19 protein-coding genes are annotated in these 23,248 nt (G+C 63.7%); 14 read left to right on the forward strand and 5 right to left on the reverse strand.

What is annotated here, in order from left to right:
* Positions 1 to 21: 21 nt before the first annotated feature.
* From flaF to P2G62_RS10245, 3 genes are read left to right on the forward strand one after another with little or no spacing between them, the layout of a single operon-like run.
* Positions 22 to 399, forward strand: a complete 378-nt coding sequence (gene flaF / locus P2G62_RS10235; RefSeq protein ID WP_275734797.1) for a flagellar biosynthesis regulator FlaF — start codon at positions 22 to 24, stop codon at positions 397 to 399.
* The gene (gene flbT, locus P2G62_RS10240) at positions 396 to 800 is read left to right on the forward strand and encodes a flagellar biosynthesis repressor FlbT (protein WP_275734798.1); all 405 of its coding nucleotides are present in this window, start codon (positions 396 to 398) and stop codon (positions 798 to 800) included. Before flaF ends, flbT begins: the two co-directional genes overlap by 4 nt.
* Positions 797 to 1,618 carry a DUF1217 domain-containing protein gene (locus tag P2G62_RS10245; protein WP_275734799.1) on the forward strand — a complete coding sequence of 274 codons (822 nt, stop codon included), beginning with the start codon at positions 797 to 799 and terminating at the stop codon, positions 1,616 to 1,618. Before flbT ends, P2G62_RS10245 begins: the two co-directional genes overlap by 4 nt.
* 184 nt (positions 1,619 to 1,802) lie before the next feature.
* On the opposite strand, the gene P2G62_RS10250 is transcribed toward P2G62_RS10245, so the two are convergent.
* Both P2G62_RS10250 and P2G62_RS10255 read right to left on the reverse strand, forming a co-directional pair.
* Positions 1,803 to 3,857 (reverse strand): TonB-dependent receptor, encoded by a 2,055-nt coding sequence (locus P2G62_RS10250; protein ID WP_275734800.1) that lies wholly within the window; start codon positions 3,855 to 3,857, stop codon positions 1,803 to 1,805.
* A gap of 84 nt (positions 3,858 to 3,941) precedes the next feature.
* The gene (locus tag P2G62_RS10255) at positions 3,942 to 4,334 is read right to left on the reverse strand and encodes a hypothetical protein (protein ID WP_275734801.1); all 393 of its coding nucleotides are present in this window, start codon (positions 4,332 to 4,334) and stop codon (positions 3,942 to 3,944) included.
* Between the two features lie 257 nt (positions 4,335 to 4,591).
* Here P2G62_RS10255 and P2G62_RS10260 point away from each other — a divergent pair, with 257 nt between their 5' ends.
* Positions 4,592 to 6,883, forward strand: a complete 2,292-nt coding sequence (locus tag P2G62_RS10260) for an arginine/lysine/ornithine decarboxylase (protein ID WP_275734802.1) — start codon at positions 4,592 to 4,594, stop codon at positions 6,881 to 6,883.
* Between the two features lie 77 nt (positions 6,884 to 6,960).
* Here P2G62_RS10260 and P2G62_RS10265 read toward each other — a convergent pair whose 3' ends face one another.
* Together P2G62_RS10265 and P2G62_RS10270 are read right to left on the reverse strand one after the other, a co-directional pair.
* Complete coding sequence (locus tag P2G62_RS10265) at positions 6,961 to 7,515, reverse strand: ActR/PrrA/RegA family redox response regulator transcription factor (RefSeq protein ID WP_275734803.1); 555 nt, start codon at positions 7,513 to 7,515, stop codon at positions 6,961 to 6,963.
* A gap of 82 nt (positions 7,516 to 7,597) precedes the next feature.
* Positions 7,598 to 8,233: an SCO family protein gene (locus P2G62_RS10270; RefSeq protein WP_275734804.1), complete on the reverse strand. Its 636-nt coding sequence runs from the start codon at positions 8,231 to 8,233 to the stop codon at positions 7,598 to 7,600.
* Between the two features lie 111 nt (positions 8,234 to 8,344).
* Here P2G62_RS10270 and P2G62_RS10275 point away from each other — a divergent pair, with 111 nt between their 5' ends.
* From P2G62_RS10275 to trxA, 8 genes are all read left to right on the forward strand, one after another.
* A complete protein-coding gene (locus tag P2G62_RS10275; RefSeq protein WP_275734805.1) occupies positions 8,345 to 9,727 on the forward strand; it encodes an ActS/PrrB/RegB family redox-sensitive histidine kinase in 1,383 nt (460 codons plus the stop codon).
* Between the two features lie 102 nt (positions 9,728 to 9,829).
* Positions 9,830 to 11,437 (forward strand): PAS-domain containing protein, encoded by a 1,608-nt coding sequence (locus tag P2G62_RS10280; protein ID WP_275734806.1) that lies wholly within the window; start codon positions 9,830 to 9,832, stop codon positions 11,435 to 11,437.
* A gap of 41 nt (positions 11,438 to 11,478) precedes the next feature.
* Positions 11,479 to 11,967, forward strand: a complete 489-nt coding sequence (gene tsaE, locus P2G62_RS10285) for a tRNA (adenosine(37)-N6)-threonylcarbamoyltransferase complex ATPase subunit type 1 TsaE (protein ID WP_275734807.1) — start codon at positions 11,479 to 11,481, stop codon at positions 11,965 to 11,967.
* Positions 11,960 to 12,949 carry a phosphotransferase gene (locus P2G62_RS10290; protein ID WP_275734809.1) on the forward strand — a complete coding sequence of 330 codons (990 nt, stop codon included), beginning with the start codon at positions 11,960 to 11,962 and terminating at the stop codon, positions 12,947 to 12,949. Before tsaE ends, P2G62_RS10290 begins: the two co-directional genes overlap by 8 nt.
* Positions 12,925 to 13,617, forward strand: coding sequence for a nucleotidyltransferase family protein (locus tag P2G62_RS10295; RefSeq protein ID WP_275734810.1), 693 nt, complete (start codon positions 12,925 to 12,927; stop codon positions 13,615 to 13,617). Before P2G62_RS10290 ends, P2G62_RS10295 begins: the two co-directional genes overlap by 25 nt.
* Entirely contained in the window at positions 13,610 to 16,543 is a 2,934-nt protein-coding gene (addB, locus tag P2G62_RS10300) for a double-strand break repair protein AddB (protein ID WP_275734811.1), read from the forward strand. The genes P2G62_RS10295 and addB overlap by 8 nt, the downstream gene beginning before the upstream one ends.
* Entirely contained in the window at positions 16,540 to 19,932 is a 3,393-nt protein-coding gene (addA, locus tag P2G62_RS10305; protein WP_275734812.1) for a double-strand break repair helicase AddA, read from the forward strand. Before addB ends, addA begins: the two co-directional genes overlap by 4 nt.
* Before the next feature lie 54 nt (positions 19,933 to 19,986).
* The gene (gene trxA / locus P2G62_RS10310) at positions 19,987 to 20,307 is read left to right on the forward strand and encodes a thioredoxin (protein WP_275734813.1); all 321 of its coding nucleotides are present in this window, start codon (positions 19,987 to 19,989) and stop codon (positions 20,305 to 20,307) included.
* A 44-nt stretch (positions 20,308 to 20,351) separates the two neighbouring features.
* Here trxA and P2G62_RS10315 read toward each other — a convergent pair whose 3' ends face one another.
* Complete coding sequence (locus P2G62_RS10315) at positions 20,352 to 21,260, reverse strand: hypothetical protein (protein ID WP_275734814.1); 909 nt, start codon at positions 21,258 to 21,260, stop codon at positions 20,352 to 20,354.
* Between the two features lie 88 nt (positions 21,261 to 21,348).
* Here P2G62_RS10315 and hslV point away from each other — a divergent pair, with 88 nt between their 5' ends.
* Together hslV and hslU are read left to right on the forward strand one after the other, a co-directional pair.
* Complete coding sequence (gene hslV, locus P2G62_RS10320; RefSeq protein ID WP_275734815.1) at positions 21,349 to 21,906, forward strand: ATP-dependent protease subunit HslV; 558 nt, start codon at positions 21,349 to 21,351, stop codon at positions 21,904 to 21,906.
* Positions 21,907 to 21,936: 30 nt separating this feature from the next.
* Positions 21,937 to 23,238, forward strand: coding sequence for an ATP-dependent protease ATPase subunit HslU (gene hslU, locus P2G62_RS10325; RefSeq protein ID WP_275734816.1), 1,302 nt, complete (start codon positions 21,937 to 21,939; stop codon positions 23,236 to 23,238).
* The last annotated feature ends 10 nt before the right edge of the window (positions 23,239 to 23,248 follow it).

Below are 23,248 nucleotides of genomic sequence, written 5' to 3' on the forward strand. Positions count from 1 at the left end.
CAGCCACAGGAAGGATTTCCCGTGAACGCGACGACCATGGCCAAAACGGCTTATGCAAACCCAAGTCAACCGATCCGCACCTTGCGCGGAACCGAATACGAGCTGTTCGCTCGCATCACACACCGCCTCAAACAGGCCAGTACCGACGGGAAAGGCAGCTTCAACACGCTCGCCCGGGCTGTCTATGAAAACCGCAGGCTCTGGACCACATTGGCGGCGGATGTTGCCTCACCCGACAATGGCCTGCCTGCACAGCTCCGTGCGCGGCTTTTCTATCTCAATGAATTCACACAGGCACATAGCCGAAGGGTGCTCGCCGGCGAAGCCTCTGCAGCCATTCTGGTGGACATCAACACCTCGATCATGCGCGGCTTGCGGCAGGAAGGTGGCAGCGAATGACAGGTCTCGTCCTGAAGCTTGCCCCGAAAGAGCGCGTTCTCATCAACGGCGCGGTGATCGAGAACGGGGAGCGGCGATCACGCCTCGCGATCATGACGCCCAACGCACATATCCTGCGCCTGCGCGATGCAATCCACCCCGAAGAGGTCAACACCCCCGTGCGGCGGGTCTGCTACATTGCGCAACTGGTCCTGTCCGGCGATGCCGATGCGGATGAAGCGCGGATGCAACTGCTTCGCGGGATCGAACAACTGAGTCAGGTGCTAACCGACCACGACAGCCGCATCCAGCTCGGGCAGGCGACGACCGCCGTTCTGGAGGATCAGCATTATCAGGCGCTCAAGGCGCTGCGCAGCTTGCTGCCGCGCGAAGAACGCCTGCTGGCGGCGGGTCGGGCATGAGCTACACCCCCATCGTGCCTTTGGGCGGTTACGCTGGGTGGGCATTCCTGAACCGAACCATGGACTCGCAGAAGGCGGCCTTTGCCGCCTCTGCCGATTTGCAGAACCGCGAATCCTATTTTCGCGACAAGATCGGAAGTATCACCACGGCGGAAGAGTTGGTGAATGATCGGCGCTTGCTGAGTGTCGCCCTGGGGGCCTTCGGTCTCGATGACGATATCAGCAACCGCTATTTCATCCGCAAAGTTCTGGAAGAAGGCACCCTGGACACGGGCTCTCTGGCCAACAAGCTCAGTGACAAGCGCTACCTTGCGCTGTCCAAAGCCTTCGGCTTCGGCGATTATTCAACTCCGCGCACCGTCCTGTCGGACTTTCCGGATGAAATCCTCCAGAAATACGAAGAGCATCAGTTTGAAATCGCAGTGGGCAACAGTGATGAGACCATGCGCATGGCGCTGACCGTTCAGCGCGAACTGCCCGAACTGGCCGGAAAGCCGACTTCAGAAAACACGAAATGGTATTCTATCATTGGTTCGAAAACCTTGAGCGTGGCGTTCCAAACCGCCCTCGGATTGCCGTCGAGCATGGGTTCAATGGACATCGATCAGCAGGTTTCGATCTATCGTCAGAAGGCGGAAACCGTGTTCGGATCGGCCGATCCTGCGCAGTTCACGGAACCTGACACGCTGAACAAGCTTGTCAAACTTTACCTTCTCCGCAGTGAGATGGCATCGGTCAGTTCGCAAAGCGGCCAATCCATTGCGCTGCAACTGCTGCAAGGTCGGGGATCGAGTGGAGCGATCTCTTTGCTCCTGTGATCCCGGAAGACCGGGTTGTCTTTTGCCACGGCGCCCGGGCTCGATGCTCTTGCGCTTCCCCTGCATGCCGTCAGATCCACGACATCGCGCAGAACAATTGTGGACGTATAACGGGCCGCCCGCATCCTGCAACACGGCCAAAACATGCAATGGGGCGCGGCCGATACCGCGCCCCTGCTCTTCATCAGAACTTCGCTTCAAGCTTGACGTAGACGGTCCGCCCCGGCTCCATCACCCGCGTCATGGTGCTGTCAAAGACGTTCGAGCGGCTCAGATGGTTCGAATAGGCCTTGTCGAAGACGTTATCGACGCCCGCAAACAGCATCGCCTTCTCGCTCAACGCATAACCGCCGAACACATCGAGCGTTGCCCAACCGGCGCTGACACCCGGATCGCGCGACGGGTCGATGCGGGTCTGGCTCGACGCGAAATTCACACGCCCACCGGCGTGCCACAGGTCGGCCGCATAAGTGGCGCTGACCGAACCTTCAAGCGGCGGAATTTGCGCAAGCGGGCGGTCATCGGTGCGGTTCTGACCGTAGGTGTAGGTCACGTCCCCCGCCAAGGTCCAGTTACCCGATTGCAGGCTGCCGCCCAGTTCCACCCCCGCCAGCGTGGCGGAAACGTTGCGATAGGTGGTAACGCCGGGAATGGTGAACTGATCGCGCAGGATGTAATCGTTGACGCGATCGGCGAAGGCGGTCGCGGTAAAGGCCCAGGCCTTGCCCTCGGCCTCCAGCCCCACATCGATCTGGTGATGTTTCTCGGGCGCGATATCGGGGTTGCCGATCCAGTTGGACCGCGCAAAGGCCCGCTCACTCGCATCCGCCGTGCGCACCGAGCGCGACAGGCCCGAGAACAGCGTCACCCCGGGCGACAGTTCGTATTCCAGCCGCACCAGACCGCCGAAGTTATCCTCGGTCCGGGCCTCGTCGAAGGTGGTCCCATAATAGGTAGTGTAGAGCGTGTTCGGCGCGGGCGCGGGCGCCCCGGCAACGCCATCGGCAAGCCCTGCACTCGCCCGCACATGATCGTAGCGCGCCCCGAATTTCAGCGTTGTTCTGGCATCCAGCTTGGTTTCGGTTTCGGCATAAAGCCCGGTCTGTGAGATGGTCACATCGGGCCAGGACACCGAGGTCAGCCGCGAGACGTCACCCGCCTCGATCAGCGCCAGCATGCTGGCCGGACCGCCATAGCCGAAGGCCACACGATTGTTCGACTGGTAATCCAGACCGATCCTGGCGGTGGTCGTGCCGAAATCGAACTGCCCTTCGACCTTGCCACCATGGGTATCCGAGGTGGTGGGCGAGCGCATCAGCATCATCCCCGGCGTGCGCAGCGTGTAGTTGTCCATCTCGTGGTCAACTTCGGTCACGAACAGGTTGCCCTCGATCCGCGTCAGCGGACCCATGCCAACATCCATCCCACCACGCAGGCGATAGATCTTGGTATCCGACAGCGGGCTGTCCATGCCCGCGCCCGCAAACAGCACATCTTCGGCCTTGTCGCGTTCGATATCCAGCGCGATCTCGGCGCCTTCGGTCTTGTAGCCGAAGGTCACACCGGCGTTCTTCTGGGTATAGGCGCTGCGCTCCTCGCGGCCGTCGCCATCTTCGTAATTGTCGGCGTCCTTGTATTCGGCCCCCGCTTCCAGATAGAAGCCGCCGCCCAGATCCACCGCGATCGTGCCGCCGATTTCCTTGGTGTTGCCATTCGTGCCCAGCGCCGTGATCAAAGACCCGCTGACCTTCTTGCCCTCTTCGAATTCGGGGGCCTCACGCTCCAGCCGCACGGTCCCGCCCGAGCCGCCCGGGCCGTTCGTCACGCTGGCATAGCCTTTTTCCACGATGATCGTATCGGCCCGGTTGAGCGACAGCGTCGAGGTCGGCGGGTCCATCCGGTTCGGACAGCCGCCATAGGTGAACGAACCGGAATCGATCACATTCAGCTGGTTGGCCTGCTGGCCCCGGATCACGATGTCGAGCCCATGCCCGCCCATCCGGTTGATCGAGACGCCCGGGACCGAATTCAGCAGCGCCCCGCCATCCGAGGCTGGCGCGGCCTCGATGTCCATCGGCGTGAATTCATAACGCCCCGCCGTCAGGCGCGCGCGTTCGCGCAGCACATAAATCGGGTCGAGCGCGGTAACCGCGTCGGCGTCTTGCGCGAAGGCCGCCGGAGAAAGTGCGCACAGCAGCGCACCAGAGGCGCCAAGACGCGCCAAAGTCGTAAGTTTCATTGTCACTATCCTTTGAATATTCGCAGCCACGGGGTCCGCGTCTGTGCGCGGCACACGCCCGGGCATTTGGGTGTCAGCGAAAGATCAAAGGGCGCGAGGCGGCGCGCGTGCGGCCTGTTCGCGATGCAGCCGGAGCGGCGCAACCGACAGATCGGCCACATGTTCCGCGGGCACGAAATGGAATGTTGCGGCAAACTGCGGCGGCGTGAACACCGGCGCCAGCAAGGCCGCGCCCACCACACAGAAGGGGCAGCGATCCTGCACCGTTTGCGTTGGGGTGATCTCGACCTCGCCGGTCGCAAGGTTGATGGTGACGGTCTGGAACCCGTCGACACCACAAATGACCGAGCGGATATGGCCGGCTTCGAGCGGTGTGTCGAGGGCGACATAGCTCATCGCAACCTGGGCAGACAGCAACAGGCTCAGGACCGCCGCCAATGCGCGCGTCAGAACGTCCCGAATTTTGCTTTGCCTCACCATGGCTTCACGATCTGCGCCAAAAATTTAGGCGAAGCAACACGTTTGCGTGACCTGCGCGCTGCGGCAAATTATTTCCCCGCGCAGCGTTGCCGCCCCGCATCGCCCATGCCAGAAGTTGGCTACAGAACCCTTGACTGCCACGACGTCAGACGAAACAAGGACCCACGGGTCCCGGGCCCGAAGCGCGCAGTGGCGGCTGGAGTTCGGGGATGCGCAGTCGGCCACATCTGCTGTTTTTCCGATAGGAGAACGTCATGAAATTCCGCTTCCCCATCGTAATCATCGACGAAGATTTCCGCTCGGAAAACTCGTCCGGGCTGGGCATTCGCGCCCTGGCCGAAGCCATCGAAAACGAGGGCTTCGAAGTGCTGGGTGCCACCAGCTACGGCGATCTGTCGCAATTCGCGCAGCAGCAATCGCGCGCCTCGGCCTTCGTTCTGTCGATCGACGACGAGGAATTCAGCCCCGGCCCCGAGCTTGACCCGGCGGTCGAGAAACTGCGCGCCTTCATCGAGGAGGTGCGCTGGAAAAACGCCGACGTGCCGATCTATGTGCATGGCGAAACCAAGACCTCGCGCCACTTGCCCAATGATATCCTGCGCGAGCTGCACGGCTTCATCCACATGTTCGAGGATACGCCCGACTTTGTGGCAAAACACATCATCCGCGAGGCGAAAAGCTATCTGGAAAGCATCCAGCCGCCGTTCTTCCGCGCGTTGCTGGATTACGCCGAGGACGGGTCCTATTCGTGGCACTGCCCGGGGCATTCAGGCGGCGTGGCCTTCCTGAAAAGCCCGATCGGGCAGATGTATCATCAGTTCTACGGCGAAAACATGCTGCGCGCCGATGTCTGCAACGCGGTCGAGGAACTGGGCCAGTTGCTGGATCATAACGGCGCGATCGGTGCGTCGGAACGCAATGCCGCGCGGATTTTCAATTCCGACCATTGTTATTTCGTGACCAACGGCACCTCGACCAGCAACAAGATGGTGTGGCATCACACCGTGGCGCCCGGCGATGTGGTGGTCGTGGATCGCAACTGCCACAAGTCGATCCTGCATTCGATCATCATGACCGGCGCGATTCCGGTGTTTCTGAAACCCACGCGCAACCATCACGGCATCATCGGCCCGATCCCGTATAGCGAATTCGAGATCGACAGCATCAAGGCCAAGATCCGCGCCAACCCGCTGTTGGCCGGGGTCGACCCGGAAACCGTCAAGCCGCGGATCATGACGCTGACGCAATCGACCTATGACGGGGTTCTGTATAATACCGAGGTCATCAAGGGCCTGCTGGACGGCTATGTCGACAACCTGCATTTCGACGAGGCCTGGCTGCCCCACGCCGCCTTCCATCCCTTCTATGGCACCTATCACGCGATGGGCCGCAAGCGCGCGCGCACCAAGCATTCGGTGACCTATGCCACCCAGTCGATCCACAAGCTGCTGGCCGGGATTTCGCAGGCCAGCCACGTTCTGGTGCAGGACAGCGAGGATACCAAGCTGGACCGGCATCTGTTCAACGAAGCCTATCTGATGCACACCTCGACCAGCCCGCAATATTCGATCATCGCCAGCTGCGACGTGGCGGCGGCGATGATGGAACCCCCGGGCGGCACCGCGCTGGTCGAGGAAAGCATCCTCGAGGCGCTGGATTTCCGCCGCGCGATGCGCAAGGTCGATGAAGAATTCGGCGAAGACGACTGGTGGTTCCAGGTCTGGGGCCCCGAGGAACTGGAAGAAGAGGGCATCGGCCGCACCAAGGACTGGGTGTTGCGCCGCACCGACGAAGACGGCGTGCATCTGGCCGATGGCGAGGACAGCTGGCACGGCTTTGGCGACATGGCACCTGGCTTCAACATGCTCGACCCGATCAAGGCCACAATCATCACCCCCGGCCTGAACCTGGACGGCCGGTTCGAGGACACCGGGATTCCGGCCTCGATCGTCACGAAATATCTGGCCGAACATGGGGTCGTGGTCGAAAAGACCGGGCTTTACAGTTTCTTCATCATGTTCACCATCGGCATCACCAAGGGCCGCTGGAACACGCTTCTGACCGCGCTGCAACAGTTCAAGGATGACTACGCCAAGAACCAGCCGATGTGGCGCGTGATGCCCGAATTCTGCGCGACGCAGCGGCGCTATGAACAGATGGGCCTGCGCGATCTGTGCCAGCATGTGCATACGCTTTATGCCAAATACGACGTGGCCGTGCTGTCGACCGAGATGTATCTGAGCGACCACACCCCCGCGATGACGCCGACCGATGCCTTTTCGCATATCGCGCGCCGCACCACGCAGCGGGTGCCGATCGACGAGTTGGAAGGCCGGATCACCACCAGCCTCGTGACCCCCTATCCGCCGGGGATTCCGCTGCTGATCCCGGGCGAGGTGTTCAACCGCAAGATCGTGGAATATCTGAAGTTCAACCGCGAATTCGCCCGCGAATGCCCGGGGTTCGAGACCGATATCCACGGTCTGGTGCAGGAAACCGGCGCCGACGGGCAGAAGGTCTATTTCGCGGATTGCGTGGCCGAATAACGGCCCGAAAGGCAATCCGACAACAAAAAGCCCCCGCGCCGGATCGGATCGGCGCGGGGGCTTTTCTGTCCCGGGGCTCAGCGCGGGCTGCGCTTGGCCAGAATGCGCTGAAGGGTGCGGCGGTGCATGTTCAACCGACGCGCGGTTTCCGACACATTGCGGTCGCACAGCTCATAAACGCGCTGAATATGTTCCCAACGCACGCGATCCGCGCTCATCGGGTTTTCGGGCGGCGGCGGCAAGGCCTCGCCCCGCGCCAGCAATGCGTTGGTGATGTCGGTCGCATCGGCCGGTTTCGACAGGTAATCGGTGGCGCCGATCTTGACCGCGGCGACCGCCGTCGCAATCGCGCCATAGCCGGTCAGCACGACGATGCGCGCCTCGGGGCGGCGTTCGCGCAGCGCTTCAACCACATCCAGACCATTCCCGTCTTCCAGCCGCAGATCGACCACCGCATAGGCGGGCGGGCGACTTTGCGCGATGGCCTTCCCCGCGGCGACCGTTTCGGCCGTCTCGGTTTGAAAGCCGCGTTTCTCCATCGCACGGGCCAGCCGGGTCAGAAACGGAACATCGTCATCGACCAGCAAAAGCGTGCGATCGGGCCCCAGTTCCGCGAATTCATCCTCGGCCATTGTGCTCCCCCGCATGGTTCCTTGAAAGGTTCTAAGCGTTCAGAGAAAAATGGTCAATTTCTGCATCATGTTTGCCAGGGGCTTATTTGGCACCCTTCCAGGCATCGACAAAGCAGGCCACGCGGTCGGCCATCTCTTCGGCGCTGGTGTCGCGGTTGAAGAAATCGACGAAGCCGATTTCGGGGAACACCAGATAGGTCTGGGTCGAATGGTCGATCAGGGTGTAGGGGTCGCCCGGGCTTTGCACCTTGAAATAGGTGCGATAGGCCTTGGAAGCCGCCGCCACCTGCTCGGCCGAGCCGGTCAGCCCGATCATCCGCGGGTGCATGATATCGGTGAATTCCCGCAGCAGTTCGGGCGTGTCGCGTTCGGTGTCGACCGAAACGAAAACCGGCGTCACGTCATAGCCGCGTTCATCCAGCAGCATCGTCGCCTCGGCGTTGCGGGCATTGTCCAGCGGGCAGACATCGGGGCAATAGGTATAGCCGAAATAAAGCAGGCTGGGCTTGGTGAAGACATCCTTGTCGGTCACCGTCTCGCCGGTTTCGGAAACCAGTGTGAACGGCCCGCCCAACTGCCCGCCGCCCCCCACGACCCCGCGGCGGCACTGTGCGAACATGTCGTCGCTGGGGCCTTGCGAGGCGAACCACATGCCGCCAAGCGCCAGAATGGCAACTGCGGTGGCCGCGATGGCTGCGGTGCGGGGAGAAAGGGACATGGCGTTTCCTGTTCGTCGTCAAGCATTGATTGCACGCGGTGAGGCTACTATCAAATAGTCCACAGGTGAATGTGACAACCAGACCTATTTCGGTCTGATCGCGGAGGAAGAATGCCCGACCGTTTCGAGGCGGGGCCACGACTGGCCGAAGCCCACCACGATTGGGTTCGCCTGCGCACCCTGATCTTCCTGCGCTGGACCGCGATCATCGGGCAGATTGCGGCGATTTTCGTTGCATGGTGCTGCTATGAAATCGCGCTGGATCTGGCGCTGTGTCTGGCGACCGTCGGGGCCTCGGTCGCGGCGAATATCGTTGCGATCTTCCTGTTTCCCGAAAGCCGGCGGCTGAGCCAGGCCGAGGTGACGGCCACCCTGCTGTTCGACTCAGCGCAACTGGCGGTCCTGCTGGCGCTGACGGGCGGGCTCAACAACCCGTTTGCGCTGCTGATTCTGGTGCCGGTGACCATCGCCGCCACCGCATTGGAACGGCGCCCGACGATCCTGCTGGGGGTGGCAACGATTGCCATGATCACGCTGGTCAGCTGGTTTCACCTGCCGCTGGTGACCCTTTCGGGCGAGGTGATCGCGATGCCAACGGTGGTCGAATTCGGCTTCTGGCTGGCCATCGTGATCGGCGTGGCCTTCCTGGGGGCCTATGCTTACCGGATTTCGAGCGAGATCCATTCGATGGGCGACGCGCTGCTGGCAACGCAACTGGCCCTGGCGCGCGAACAGAAGCTGACCGATCTGGGCGGCGTGGTGGCCGCCGCCGCGCATGAACTGGGCACGCCGCTGGCGACGATCAAGCTGGTGTCTTCGGAACTGGCCGATGAACTGGGCGACCGCCCCGAACTGCACGACGATGCGATGCTGATCCGCGAACAGGCCGACCGCTGCCGCGACATCCTGCGGTCGATGGGGCGGGCGGGAAAGGATGACCTGCATCTGCGCACCGCGCCCCTGCTGGCGGTGCTGCGCGAAGCCGCCGAACCGCATATGGATCGCGGCAAGGACATCTATTTTGACGTTGGTCCGGGCCCCGGCGGCAGCGATCGCCAACCGATGATCTATCGCTACCCCGAATTGATCCATGCGCTGCGCAACCTGATCCAGAACGCCGTCGATTTCGCGCAAACCACGGTCTGGGTCGATGCGGAATGGACCGACAAGACAATCACCGTGCGCATTGCCGACAATGGCCGGGGCTATGCTCCGGGCGTGCTGGGACGTATCGGCGATCCGTTCCTGCATACGCGCGGCGGCGACCGCGACCAGCGCCCGGAATATGAAGGCATGGGCCTGGGCCTGTTCATCGCCAAGACCCTGCTGGAGCGCACCGGTGCGCGGCTGCGATTCACCAATGGCGCCGATCCGTTTCTGAACGACCCCGAACACCCTGTCCGCTCGGGCGCGATCGTCGAGGCGGAATGGCCCGCCAACAGGCTGCTCTCGGCCGATATCGGTGCCTTGGGACAAAATCAGCCGATCGCCTGAGCCGGAGCACCCCTCTCGCCCGGCTGTTTTATCAGCCTTAACGGCACATTAACCATTCTCCGCGAAGCTCGGTCTCGGGACAGAGGCAAAAAGGCTGCGCAAATGCAGGTTGAATGGATTCAGGCACTCATCATCGTCGTCACCTCGGTCGGCTCGGCGCTGATCGCGCTGTTGTTGCTCTCGGTCTGGACCCATCGCAGGGCGGCGGCCCCCGGGGGCCTTGGGCTGGCGCATCCGGTGCTTGAACAGACCGTGTTTCTGTTCGACGATCAGGAATTGGTCGACGCGACCGGCCCGGCCCGTGCGCTGCTGGATGCCGCGCCGATGGCGGCCAGCGAATGGGCCCGGCTGTCGGCCTTCCTCGCACCTCGCTTTGACGGCTTTGCCAGGGCGATGTCGGCGCTGGCCGAACGCGGGCATATCGAACTTTGCTCCAGCCCCGGCGCCGAAGATCACGGCCAGCTCAAGCTGATCGCCGAGGATGTGAACGGTCTGGCGCGGATCACCCTGATCGACCCCGAGGCCGAGGGCCGCGGCATTCTGGTCGACGGCCTGTCGCAACGCGCGCTCGAAGATGAACTGGACCTGCTGCGCCTGACGCTCGATCATTCCCCCGCTCTGGTCTGGCGCGAAGATGCCAACGGCACGCTGACCTGGGCGAACCGGGCCTATATCCTGCGCTCTGGCGCGCTGGAGGATACCGAAGAAGCGCTGGTCTGGCCGCTGCCGCGACTGTTCAACCTTGATACAGCCACCACGCTGGGCGGTTCGCGGCGGATGCGGCTCGATGGGGCGGAGGACAAGCCCGCCTGGTTCGATTGCCACAGCTTCCCGCTGGAAGGGGGTGCGCTGCATTTCGCCCTGCCCGCCGATGCCACCGTGCGCGCGGAAAAAGCGCTGCGCGATTTTGTGCAGACGCTGACCAAGACCTTTGCCGATCTGCCCATCGGCCTTGCAATCTTCGACCGTCAGCGCCAGTTGCAACTGTTCAACCCCGCGCTGATCGACCTGTTGCAGCTGGGCCCTGAATTCCTGTCTGCACGCCCCACGCTTTACGCCTTTCTCGACCGGCTGCGCGAGGCGCGGATGATGCCGGAGCCGAAGGATTATCGCAGCTGGCGGCTGCAGATGACCGAGTTGGAACAGGCTGCCGCCGCCGGGTTTCATTCCGAAACCTGGACCTTGCCTTCGGGCCAGACCTATCGCGTCACCGGGCGCCCGCACCCCGACGGCGCCGTGGCCTTCCTGTTCGAGGATATTTCTTCGGAAGTGTCGCTGACCCGCCGCTTCCGCGCCGAACTGGAAATGGGGCAAGAGGTTCTGGACCTGATGTCCGAGGCCGTCGCGGTCTTTCTGCCCTCGGGCGAACTGGCCCTGTCGAACCGCGCCTATGGCCGGCTTTGGGGGGTCGAACCCGACACGACGCTTGGACGCGTCACCATGACCGATGCCCTGCGAATCTGGCAAAGTCAGTGCGAAAGCAGCCCTGTCTGGGCCGACGCACGCGACTTCTCGGCAAGGGTGGGCACTCGCCAGCCGATTGCCGACACGGTGACCCTGCTGGACGGGCGCAGCCTGAGCTGCCGTTTCCTGCCGATGAGCGGCGGTGCGATGATGGCCAGTTTCGCCCTGCCGCCGGGCCCTGTGATAGCCGGGCATCCGCCGCCGCCGGGGGCAGACCTGCGCGCAACGGCCCAAAGCGCGCGCTGATACAGCTTGCGGCAGGCCATGGGCGCGGTAAAACTGCGCCCATGTCTCAGCCCTTCCTGTTCCTCGATCTTCCCGATGCCGATGCGACCGCATATCTGGCGCAGCAGATGGCGCCCGCGCTGCAGGCCGGGGATGTGCTGCTGCTGGAAGGTCCGATCGGCGCCGGCAAGACCCATTTCGCGCGCAGCCTGATCCAGTACCGTCTGGCCATGCTGGGGCGCCATGAAGACGTGCCTTCGCCCACCTTCACGCTGGTGCAGGTCTATGATGCCGGAACCGAGATCTGGCACGCCGACCTGTACCGCCTGAGCCACCCCGACGAGGCGCTGGAACTGGGCTTCGACGAAGCTTTCGAAACGGCAATCTGCCTGATCGAATGGCCCGACCGTCTGGCCGGGCTCGCGCCCGACACCGCACTGACCCTGCGCTTTGAAACAACCGACGAGGGCGCCGCCCGGCGTGTCGCGTTTTCGGGCGATGCGGTCTGGCAGGACCGGCTGCGGCATATCCTGGACGCACCTGATGGATAAGACCGGCGCCTTCCTGACCGCCGCAGGCTGGGGCACGGCGCGGCGCAGCCCGCTGGCAGGCGATGCCTCGGCGCGTCGCTATGAACGGCTGTCACGCGGGGCCGAGCGTGGGGTTCTGATGATCAGCCAGCCGGGCGACGAGATTCAGCGGTTTGTGCGACTTGCCCGATGGTTTCACGGCAATGGCCTGTCCGCCCCCCGGATTCTGGCCGATGGCACGGCGCAGGGGCTGCTCCTGCTAGAGGATCTGGGCGACGATCTGGTTTCGCGGCTGATCGCGCAGGACCCGGCCCGTGAAGCCCCGCTTTACGATGAAATCACCGCATTTCTTCTGGATCTGCACCGCCTGCCGCCCCCCGATTTCGTGGCGCCGCTGGACGGGCCCGGCCTGGCCGAACTGGTGCGCCTGACCCCCGACTGGTATCCCTGCACCTCTGCCGCGGCGGCCGAGGACCTGGCGCATGCCATCGGCGCCCTCTACACGCAACTGAATTGCGAAGCCCCGGTGCTGAGCCTGCGTGATTTCCACGCCGAAAACGTGCTCTGGCTGCCAGGACGGGCTGGCGCCGCGCGGCTTGGGCTGCTGGATTTCCAGGATGCGGTGGCCACCCATCCGGCCTATGATCTGGTTTCGGCCCTGCAAGATGTCCGGCGCGATGTGTCGGGCACGATCGAGGCCCGGCAATGCGCGGCCTATGCGCAGGCACGCGGGCTCGACCCTGAACGGTTCGGCGCGATCTATGCGCTGCTTGGCCTGCAGCGCACATTGCGGATACTGGGCGTTTTCGCCCGCCTCTGCCGCGCGATGGGCAAGGCGCAGTATGTCGCGCTGATGCCCCGTTGCTGGGCCCATATCGAACGCAACCTTGCCCACCCCGCCCTGCAGGATCTGACAAGAACCACGCGCGCGGCCTTCCCGGCGCCCACAGCAGAAATCATGCAAAGGATTCAGGACCGATGCGGCAAAGACCCGATGCATTGATGTTGTTTGCCGCAGGCTTCGGCACGCGGATGGGGGAACTGACCAGATCGCGCCCCAAGCCGCTGGTCCAGGTCGCCGGGCGGCCCCTGATCGAGCACGCACTCGATCTGGCGCGCGCGGCCGATGTCGGGCCCATCGTGGCAAATGTGCATTACCTTCCCGATCAGATCATCACGCATCTGGCCGGACAGGATGTGCTGATTTCCGATGAACGCGACCGCATTCTGGAAACCGGCGGCGGGTTGCGCAAGGCGCTTGGCCTGCTGGGCGCCGGTCCGGTGATGACGCTGAACACCGATGCCGTCTGGAGCGGCCCCAATGTGATCACACAGCTGCGCGAGCAATGGCAAGGCGCACGAATGTCGGCGCTGTTGGCTCTGGTTCCGGTCGAGCGTGCCCTTGGTCACACCGGCAAAGGCGATTTCGCGCTGGCCCCGGATGGCCGGATCAGCCGTGGCACGGGTTATGTCTATACCGGGGCGCAGGCCCTGAATCCTGCTGGAATAGAGACGATTCCAGAGGCGGTTTTCTCTCTCAACCTGCTTTGGGACCGGATGATTTCCGAAGGGCGTGCCTATGGCACCGTCTATCCCGGACGCTGGTGCGACGTCGGGCGCCCGGACTGCATTCCCCTGGCCGAAGCGATGCTGGGTGCGGCCGATGGCTGAGCCGCGGATCTTTGCCCTGCCCCCCGGGGTCGATTTCGCCCGGGAGCTTGTGGCCGGTCTGATCGCCCGCATGGCAGATCGCCCCCCCGAGGCAATGGCGCGGGTGCAGCTTTACCTCAACTCGGGCCGCACCCAACGCCGCGTGCGCGAGGAATTCGACCGTCACGGCGCGCGGTTCCTGCCCCGGCTGCGTCTGGTAACGGACCTTGGGCGCCAGCCTTTGCTGGGCGTGCCCCAAGCAGTGCCTGCGTTGCGCCGCAGGCTTGAACTGGCCCAGCTGGTCGCGCTGCTGACAGAGCGCCTGCCGGGGTTCGAGACCGGCAGCAATATCTTCAGCCTCGCAGACAGCCTTGCCGAGTTGATGGCCGAGATGCAAACCGAAGGGGTGCCGCCCGCGGCACTGGAGCGGCTCGACATCGACGACACCCACGCGCGGCATTGGCAATACAGTCTCGAATTCATCAAGATCGTCGCCCATTTCTTCGAAGCCGACACCGCCCCAGACCCGGACGCGCGCCAACGCCGCATCGTCGAGGCGACGATTGCCCAGTGGCGCCATAATCCGCCGCAAGATCCGATCATCGTTGCGGGGTCCACCGCCTCTCGTGGCACCACCTCGCTGCTGATGGAGGCGGTTGCGCAACTGCCGAACGGGGTGATCGTTCTTCCCGGGTTCGACTTCGATATGACGGAATCGGGCTGGAATAGTCTCTGTTCGGGGCCGTTTCCGAACGAAGACCACCCACAGTTCCGGCTGCACGCTTTGCTGCAGCGGCTTGAACTTTCTCCCGGTGCGTTGCCGCGCTGGACCAACGCCACACCGCCGTCGCCGCAGCGCAATGCGCTGATGTCTCTGGCGCTGCGGCCAGCCCCGGTGACCGACCAATGGATGACCGAGGGCCGCACCCTGGGGGATCTGCGCCCGGCGTGCGAGCAGGTGACACTGCTGGCTGCCCCCGATGCGCGGCGCGAAGCGCTGGCACTGGCACTGATCCTGCGCGACGCGGCCGAACGCGGCGTGAAGGCCGCACTGATCACGCCCGACCGGATGCTGACGCGCAGGGTTAGTGCCGCGCTGGAGCGGTGGGGCATCGTGCCCGATGACAGCGCGGGGGAGCCGCTCCACCAGACTGCGCCGGGGCGCCTGTTGCGCCATGTCGCGGCGCTGCGGGGGCGCAAACTGGCCCTGGAATCGCTGCTTGTGCTCTTGAAGCACCCACTGACGGCCACCGGATCGAACCTGCGCGGGGCGCATCTGCGCTTCACCCGCGAAATCGAGCTGGAGTTGCGCCGCAACGGGCCGGCTTTCCCCGAAAACGCCGATTTCCTGCGTTGGGCAGGCGGCGAAGACCCGGATCGGCACGCCTGGGCTATCTGGCTTGGCGCGGCGCTACAGGGATTTGAAAATACCGCAGAGGCCCCACTTTCCGCCTGCGTAGAGACACATTTGCAGATAATCGAGGCGCTGGCCGCCGGCCCCGGCGGAACCGCCGAAACCAGCGGGCTGTGGCGCGAAGAAGCCGGCGAGCAATGCCGCCTGCTGTTTGCCGAGCTGCGCGAAGAGGCATCTCACGGCGGGATCTATTCGCCCGCAGCCTATGCGGATCTGGTCAATCGTCTGCTGCAAACCGGCACCGTGCGGCAGACCCGCGAAGCGCATCCACATATCGCGATGCTGGGCACGCTGGAGGCCCGTATCCACGATGCCGAACTGGTGCTTCTGGCCGGCCTGAACGAAGGCATCTGGCCTGAATCCCCGTCCCCGGACCCGTGGCTGAGCCGCAAGATGCGGCTCGATTCAGGCCTTTTGCTGCCGGAACGCAAGATCGGCCTCTCGGCGCATGATTTCCAACAGGCCGTTGCCGCGCCGCAAGTCGTGCTCAGCCGGGCGCGACGCAGCTCCGAGGCCGAGACCGTGCCATCGCGCTGGCTCAATCGGTTCACCAACCTGCTGAACGGTCTGCCGGATCAGAACGGTCCGGCGGCCTTGCAGGCGATGGAGGCGCGCGGGGACGATTGGCTGCGGCTGGCCGAAGCCGTCAGCAGGCCGCGCGAAACCCTGCCCTCGGCGCCGCGGCCATCGCCCCGGCCCCCGGTCGCGGTGCGCCCCCGCGAATTGCCCGTCACTGCGATCAAGACCCTGATCCGCGACCCCTACGCCGTCTATGCGCGGCGCATTTTGCGCCTTGCGCCGCTCGACCCGCTGCGCCCGGAACCCGATCCGCGGTTGCGCGGACAGGTCTTGCACAAGATCGTCGAGCATTTCGTCAGGGAACGCCCCCCGGGCGAAACCCAGGCCAAGGGCGAAGCGCGGCTGTTGCAGATATCGCGCGAGGTTCTGGCCCACGAGATCGCCTGGCCCAGTGCGCAACATCTGTGGCACGCACGGATTGCCCGGATCGCGGCGAAATTCGTCGCGGACGAGGCACAGCGTGCCGCCGAGGGAGCGCCTGCGATCATCGAGAAAAAAGGCTCTGTTGCACTGGAAAACCTGGGATTCCTGCTGACGGCCAAGCCCGACCGGATCGACATTCTGCCCGATGGCACCACCCATGTTTACGATTACAAATCCGGGACGCTGCCCAGCGACAAAGAGGTTTTGTATTTCGACAAGCAGCTGCCACTGGAGGCCGCGATGGTCGAGCGCGGCGCTTTTGCGGCAATCGGCCCCCGAGCGGCCGGGCCGATGACCTATATCCGCTTGGGCGGCGATGGCGAAACCCGCACGCTGGCGATGAAAGAGGAAACCATCGCGCAGATCTGGGACAAGCTGAAGCAGCTGATCGCCGCCTATCAGCGCCCCGATCAGGGCTATACCGCGCGCCGGGCGCTGCAAAAGGAAACCGATGTCAGCGATTACGACCACCTCTCGCGCTATGGCGAATGGGAAATGAGCGATCCGGCCAAAGCGGAGACACTGGAATGACCCGGCGCGACCCGGCAAGCGAACGGCAGGTTCAGGCCGCCGCGCCCAGCGACTCGGTCTGGCTGTCGGCCAATGCGGGTTCGGGCAAGACCAAGGTGCTGACCGATCGGGTCGCGCGCCTGCTTTTGGCTGGAACAGAGCCGCAAAAGGTGCTGTGCCTGACCTACACCAAAGCCGCCGCAACCGAGATGCAGAACCGCCTGCTGAAGCGTCTGGGCGCCTGGGCCATGCTGGGCAACGCTGAACTGCGGCAACAACTGACCGATCTGGGCGAAGACGGTGTGATCACAGATGCGCATCTGGCGCAGGCCCGGCGGTTGTTCGCCAAGGCAATTGAAACGCCGGGCGGCCTGAAAATCCAGACCATTCATTCGTTCTGTGCCGCACTGCTGCGTCGGTTCCCACTGGAATCCGGGGTGCCCCACGGGTTTGCCGAAATCGACGATCGCTCGGCTGCGGTGCTGCGCGCCGACATTCTGGAAGAACTGGTGCAGGGCCCGGATGCCCCGCTTTTCGACGCGGTCGCGCGGTATTTTTCGGGCAGCGACATTGCCGACCTATTGGCCGAAATCAGCCAGCACAGAGACTGTTTTTCTGCCGATCTGAACCTTTCGGACATGCTCGAGGCCTTCGGTCTGCCGCGGGATTACACGCCCGCGTCGCTGCCGCAGATCGCCTTCGACGGGTCCGAGGCCGATCTGGTACAAAGCGTGGCGCCGGTGCTGATGGGCCAAAGCAAGACCATGCAGGATCTGGCCCGCAACCTGCAGGCAGTGGACTGGACCGCGCCGGACGCCGGGACCTTCGACACCCTGTTCAACCTGTTTCTTTACAAGGACGGCGGTTTGCCCCGGGCCGAGGCAAAAACCGCCAGCATCCCGACGAAAAAGGCCGTCGAAGCACTGGGCGAAGATCTGACAGAGGCGTTTCACGCCTTTATGGAGCGGATCGCACGGGCCCGCGGCGCGCAACTGGGTTTTGCCGCCGCCCAACGCAGTTTTGCCCTGCACCAATTCGCCCGCAGTTACCTGCCCCGGCTGGCTGCCCGCAAGGCGGCACGCGGCTGGCTGGATTTCGACGATCTGATCGAGCGCGCCGCGGCGCTGCTGTCGAACCCTTCGGTCGCGCAATGGGTCTTGTTCCGCATTGATGGCGGGATCGACCACATTCTTGTCGATGAGGCACAGGATACCAGCCCCGGACAATGGACGGTGATCGAGCGGCTGACCGACGAATTCACCGCGGGCGAAGGGGCCCGGGGCGAACGCCGGACGATCTTTGTCGTGGGCGACCGCAAGCAGTCGATCTATTCCTTTCAGGGTGCCGATCTGCTGCGTTTTGAGGCGATGCAGAGACTGTTTTCGGAAAAATTCGCCGCTGTGGAGCGTCCGCTTCTTGGCGCCGATCTGCTGCATTCGTTCCGCTCGTCCTATGCGATCTTGCGGTTGACCGACCTGACCTTCAGCGCGCTGGAAAATGATGGATTGGGCGGTGCGCCGGAACATCTGGCCTTCCATGACCGGCTGCCCGGTCGGGTCGACCTGTGGCCGCCTGTTCCGAAATCCGAAAAGCCCGCGGAAACGGACTGGGAAAACCCGATTGACCTGCGCAGCGAGCACGAAGAACGCGTCGTTCTGGCCCGCAAGATCGCCGCCGAGATCCGCGCGATGATCGACAGCGGCACGCAGATTCCGCTGCAAACCGGCCAGCGCCCCGTGCATGAGGGGGATTTCCTGATCCTGGTGCAGCGGCGTGGGCCGTTGTTTGCCGAGATCATCCGCGCCTGCAAGGCCGCGGGACTGACGATTGCCGGCGCGGACAGGCTCAAACTCGGGGCAGAGCTGGCCGTGAAGGACATTCGCGCCGTTCTGACGTTTCTGGCAACGCCCGAAGACGATCTGGCGCTGGCAGAGGCGCTGCGCTCGCCTCTGTTCGGCTGGACCGAGGCCGAGCTTTACCGTCTGGCGCAACCGCGCAAAGGCTATCTGTGGCAAGCCCTGCGCGAGAATGACGCGATCCATCCCGGCACGCTCGAAATCCTGCAGGATCTGCGCGATCGTTCTGATTTCCTCCGCCCGTTCGACCTGATCGAGCGGCTGTTGAACAACCATCGTGGGCGTGACCGGCTGATTGCGCGGCTGGGGCGCGAGGCTGAGGATGGCATCGACGAACTGGTCACCCAGGCCCTGAGCTATGAACAGACCGAGGTGCCCAGTCTGACCGGGTTTCTAGTCTGGCTTGCGGCCGATGACGTCGAGGTCAAACGCCAGCTGGAAGGCGGCGGTCGGGCGATCCGGGTGATGACCGTGCATGGGGCCAAGGGGCTGGAGGCGCCGATCGTCATTCTGCCCGACACCGCGAAGGGCCGCGGCCCGCGGTCGCACGAGATCTACCCGATCGCGCCGGGAATGGCGGGCTGGCACAGTTCGGCCGCGCTCGCCCCCGAAACCTTGCGCGGCGTGCAGGAACTGGAAGCGCAGCGCCTGCGCGAAGAAAAGATGCGGCTGCTGTATGTGGCTCTGACGCGGGCCGAAAAATGGCTGATCGTTGCCGCGGCAGGTGAGACCGGGAGTGGCGAGGACAGCTGGTATGCGCTGATCGAAGAGGGCATGAAAAAGGCAGGAACAGAGACTGTTCATGCCCAATCTGCCGCCGTGCAGGAGCTCGGCCCCGTGCAGCGTTTCAGCCATGGCTCCTGGCCCGAAGCGGGTGCGGCAGCCGTCGAAGATGCGCCGGAGCCCGCGCCGCCGCTGCCTGATTGGCTTGACAGGCACGCTCCCCGCCCCGCCCCGCCCCTTGCGCCGCTTTCACCCTCGGATCTGGGCGGGCCAAAGGCGCTGCCGGGTGAAGAAAACACTCTGGACCAAGACGCCGCAAAACGCCGTGGGCGCCTGTTGCACAGCCTGCTTGAACACCTGCCCTCCTGGCCCCGGGCCACCTGGCCGGACCTAGCCCGCGAGCTGTTGTCTGGCGGTGAAGACCGTGCGACTTCTGACGAAATAGAGACGTTTCTGGCAGACGCTGTGCGGATCCTGACATTGCCGGAGATGGCCGATTATCTGGGCCCCGACGCCTTGGCAGAGGTCGAAATCACCGCCCCGATTGCAGAACTGGACGGGCGCCAGATCCACGGCATCATCGACCGGCTTGTGATCACACCCAATCGCATCCGTGTGCTGGATTACAAATCGAACGCCGTTGTGCCCGCTACGGCACAAGAGGTGCCCCCGGGGATCGTGCGGCAAATGGCAGCTTATCGGGCGGCCTTGCAGCAGATTTATCCACAGCATGCCATCGACTGCTGCCTGCTGTGGACGGCGACGGGCCAGATCACCCGCCTGACCGACACACAGCTAGATGCGGCACTTCGCAGCGCCACACCATCTTGACGACCCCGGGGGGGCGCCCTACCTTCACCGCAACCCATCATTCAGGAGTTTCCAATGGCCACCGTTGCTGTCACCGACGCCACCTTTGACGAAGAAGTCCGCAAATCCGATGTGCCCGTCGTCGTCGATTTCTGGGCGGAATGGTGCGGCCCGTGCCGTCAGATCGGCCCGTCGCTGGAAGAACTGGCCAAGCAGTTCGAAGGCAAGGTGAAAATCGTCAAGGTCAACGTCGACGAGAACCCCGACAGCCCGGCCGTTCTGGGTGTGCGCGGCATTCCGGCGCTGTTCCTGTTCAAGAACGGCCAGGTCGTCTCGAACAAGGTTGGCGCGGCCCCGAAAGCGGCGCTGCAATCCTGGATCGAATCGGCTCTCTGAGGCCGCTTCGCCCGGATCAAGCGAAAGGCGCCTTCGGGCGCCTTTTATATTGGCCATCCATGATCCCGCAGCGCGGTCAGGATCTGTGCCTCGCACTCCGCCCGCCCTGCGTTGATCGCGCGCTGCTGCAAGAACCAATACAGATAGCGGTCGAAGTCCGGGGCTGCTTGCAGCGCCGCAAAGGCCCCCTCCACCCCGTCACGGGGCACCGACCCCGCGATGTGATGAAAGTCACTGCGGGCGAACAGAACCGCAGGCTTGCGCAGGAAATACCCCTCGAACGCCAGACCACTGTTTTGCGTGATCACAAAACTGCACGCGCGCAGGGCCTCGGCCGACTCTCCACGATAGATCCTGAAACGCGGGTGCCGCTGCGCCAGGTCCTGCAAGGCCGCGATTTCCTCTGCGGTGTAAATCTCTTTCGGATGCAGGCTGGCGACCAGCGGCAGCCCGGTCTGCGCCAGTGCCAGCTCGATCATCGCGACCGGGCTCATCGCCTGAAAACTGCGGTGCGCCCGCAACTGACCTTGCAGCGGAATGAAGGCAAAACCTTCGTCAGAGGGCAAAAAACCGGCAGGATAGAGACGTTTTTTCCAATTCTGAACAAAATGCTGTGCCTGCACCGGATCAATTGTCTCGGGGTCGAAGACCTCTTGCGCGACTGGCCAGAGCCAGCGTTCGGCCTGTGCCTCGATATGCCAGAAGGCGCCGACGTAGGTCCGCCGACAGGTCAGCGCGGCGGGATGGGTTGGCGGCTCCATATGAAACAGCGCGAATCCCTCTTTCGCAGGGGCCTCAAGCCGCGCCGACAGGGTGCTTTCAGCCAGGCTGACCTGCCAGCCCTGCGCTGTGATCACATCCATCAGACGGCGGAAAAAATTATGCCTGCCCGCGGTCACGACCGACAGGGTCGGGGCGTCAAGATAGATCGTCAGACACTGCGGCGCGCTCATGTCCGCACCCTAGCGCTGGCAGGGATCGGCGGGCAAGGGTTGCATGCGCGGGCCGGGCTGCTCATATCTGCACCAAACGGAGGACCCTATGGCGGACGATAAATTTCCGGGCTGGCACGGCACGACAATCATCGGTGTGCGAAAGGGCGGCCGCGTCGTGGTTGCAGGTGATGGGCAGGTCAGCCTGGGGCAGACCGTCATCAAGGGCACCGCGCGTAAGGTGCGCCGGCTGAGCCCCAGCGGGCATGACGTGGTGGCGGGGTTTGCCGGATCGACCGCCGATGCGTTCACCCTGCTTGAACGGCTGGAGAAAAAGCTGGAGGCCGCGCCGGGGCAATTGTCGCGCGCCTGTGTCGAGCTGGCGAAAGACTGGCGCATGGACAAATATCTGCGCAACCTTGAAGCGATGCTGATCGTGACCGATGGCCGCGATCTGTTCGTTCTGACCGGCGCGGGTGATGTGCTGGAGCCGGAACACGACATCGCCGCCATCGGGTCGGGCGGGAATTACGCGCTGGCCGCGGCCCGCGGGCTGATGGAAACCGATCTGGACGCCGAAGCGATCGCACGCAAGGCGATGGCGATTGCCGCGGATATTTGCGTCTACACCAACGGCAATCTGACGGTGGAAACGATTTCCCGCTAAGGGCCGCCCCCTTCTTATTTGGAGTGATCCATGACCGACCTGACCCCCCGCGAAATCGTGTCCGAACTGGACCGGTTCATCATCGGCCAGAACGACGCCAAGCGTGCCGTTGCCGTGGCGCTGCGCAACCGCTGGCGGCGCAAGCAGCTGTCGGCCGAGCTGCGCGAAGAGGTGTATCCCAAGAACATCCTGATGATCGGCCCGACCGGCGTCGGGAAAACCGAAATCAGCCGCCGTCTGGCAAAACTGGCCCGTGCGCCGTTTCTGAAGGTCGAGGCGACGAAATTCACCGAGGTCGGCTATGTCGGGCGCGATGTCGAACAGATCATCCGCGATCTGACCGACGCCGCGATGATCGAAACCCGCGAACGGATGCGCGAAGAGGTCAAGGCCCGCGCGCACAAAGCCGCTGAAGAGCGGGTGATCGAGGCGCTGGCGGGCACCGATGCGCGCGACTCCACCCGCGAGATGTTCCGCACCAAGCTCAAGAAGGGCGAGCTGGACGACAAGGTGATCGAACTGGAAATCGCCGATCAGCCCAGCGCCCCGCCGATGATGATGGGCGGCCCCGGAATGGAGCTGCAGATGCAGGGGCTGCAAGACCTGTTCAAGGCCTTTGGCGGCGCCCGGCGCACGCGCAAGAAACTGACCGTGGCGGAAAGCTATGAAGTCCTGATCTCGGAAGAGGCCGACAAGCTGCTGGACGATGAAACGGTCAAGGCCGCCGCGCTGGAGGCCGTGCAGCAATCCGGCATCGTCTTCATCGACGAAATCGACAAAGTCGCCGCGCGCGCCGAAAACCGCGGCGCCGATGTCAGCCGCGAGGGCGTGCAGCGCGACCTGTTGCCGCTGATCGAGGGCACGACGGTCTCGACCAAATACGGGCCGGTCAAGACCGACCACATCCTGTTCATCGCTTCGGGCGCGTTCCACATTGCCAAACCGTCCGACCTGCTGCCCGAACTGCAGGGGCGCCTGCCGATCCGGGTCGAGTTGCAGGCCCTGACCGAGGACGATTTCGTCCGCATCCTGACCGAAACCGACAATGCCCTGACGCTTCAATACAGTGCGCTGATGGCGACCGAAGAGGTGCAGGTGAACTTCACCCCCGACGGGATCGCCGCGCTTGCCCGGATCGCGGCCGAGGTCAACCGCAGTGTCGAGAATATCGGCGCCCGCAGGCTCTATACCGTGATTGAGCGGGTCTTCGAAGAGCTGTCCTTCAGCGCGCCGGATCGGTCTGGCGAAGCGGTCAGCATCGACGCGGCTTTCGTCGAGAAACATCTGGGCGATCTGTCCCGCTCGGCCGATCTGAGCCGTTACGTCTTGTAATCGTCACTGG

Source organism: Paenirhodobacter sp. CAU 1674 (assembly GCF_029222945.1).
Lineage (GTDB): Bacteria > Pseudomonadota > Alphaproteobacteria > Rhodobacterales > Rhodobacteraceae > Rhodobacter.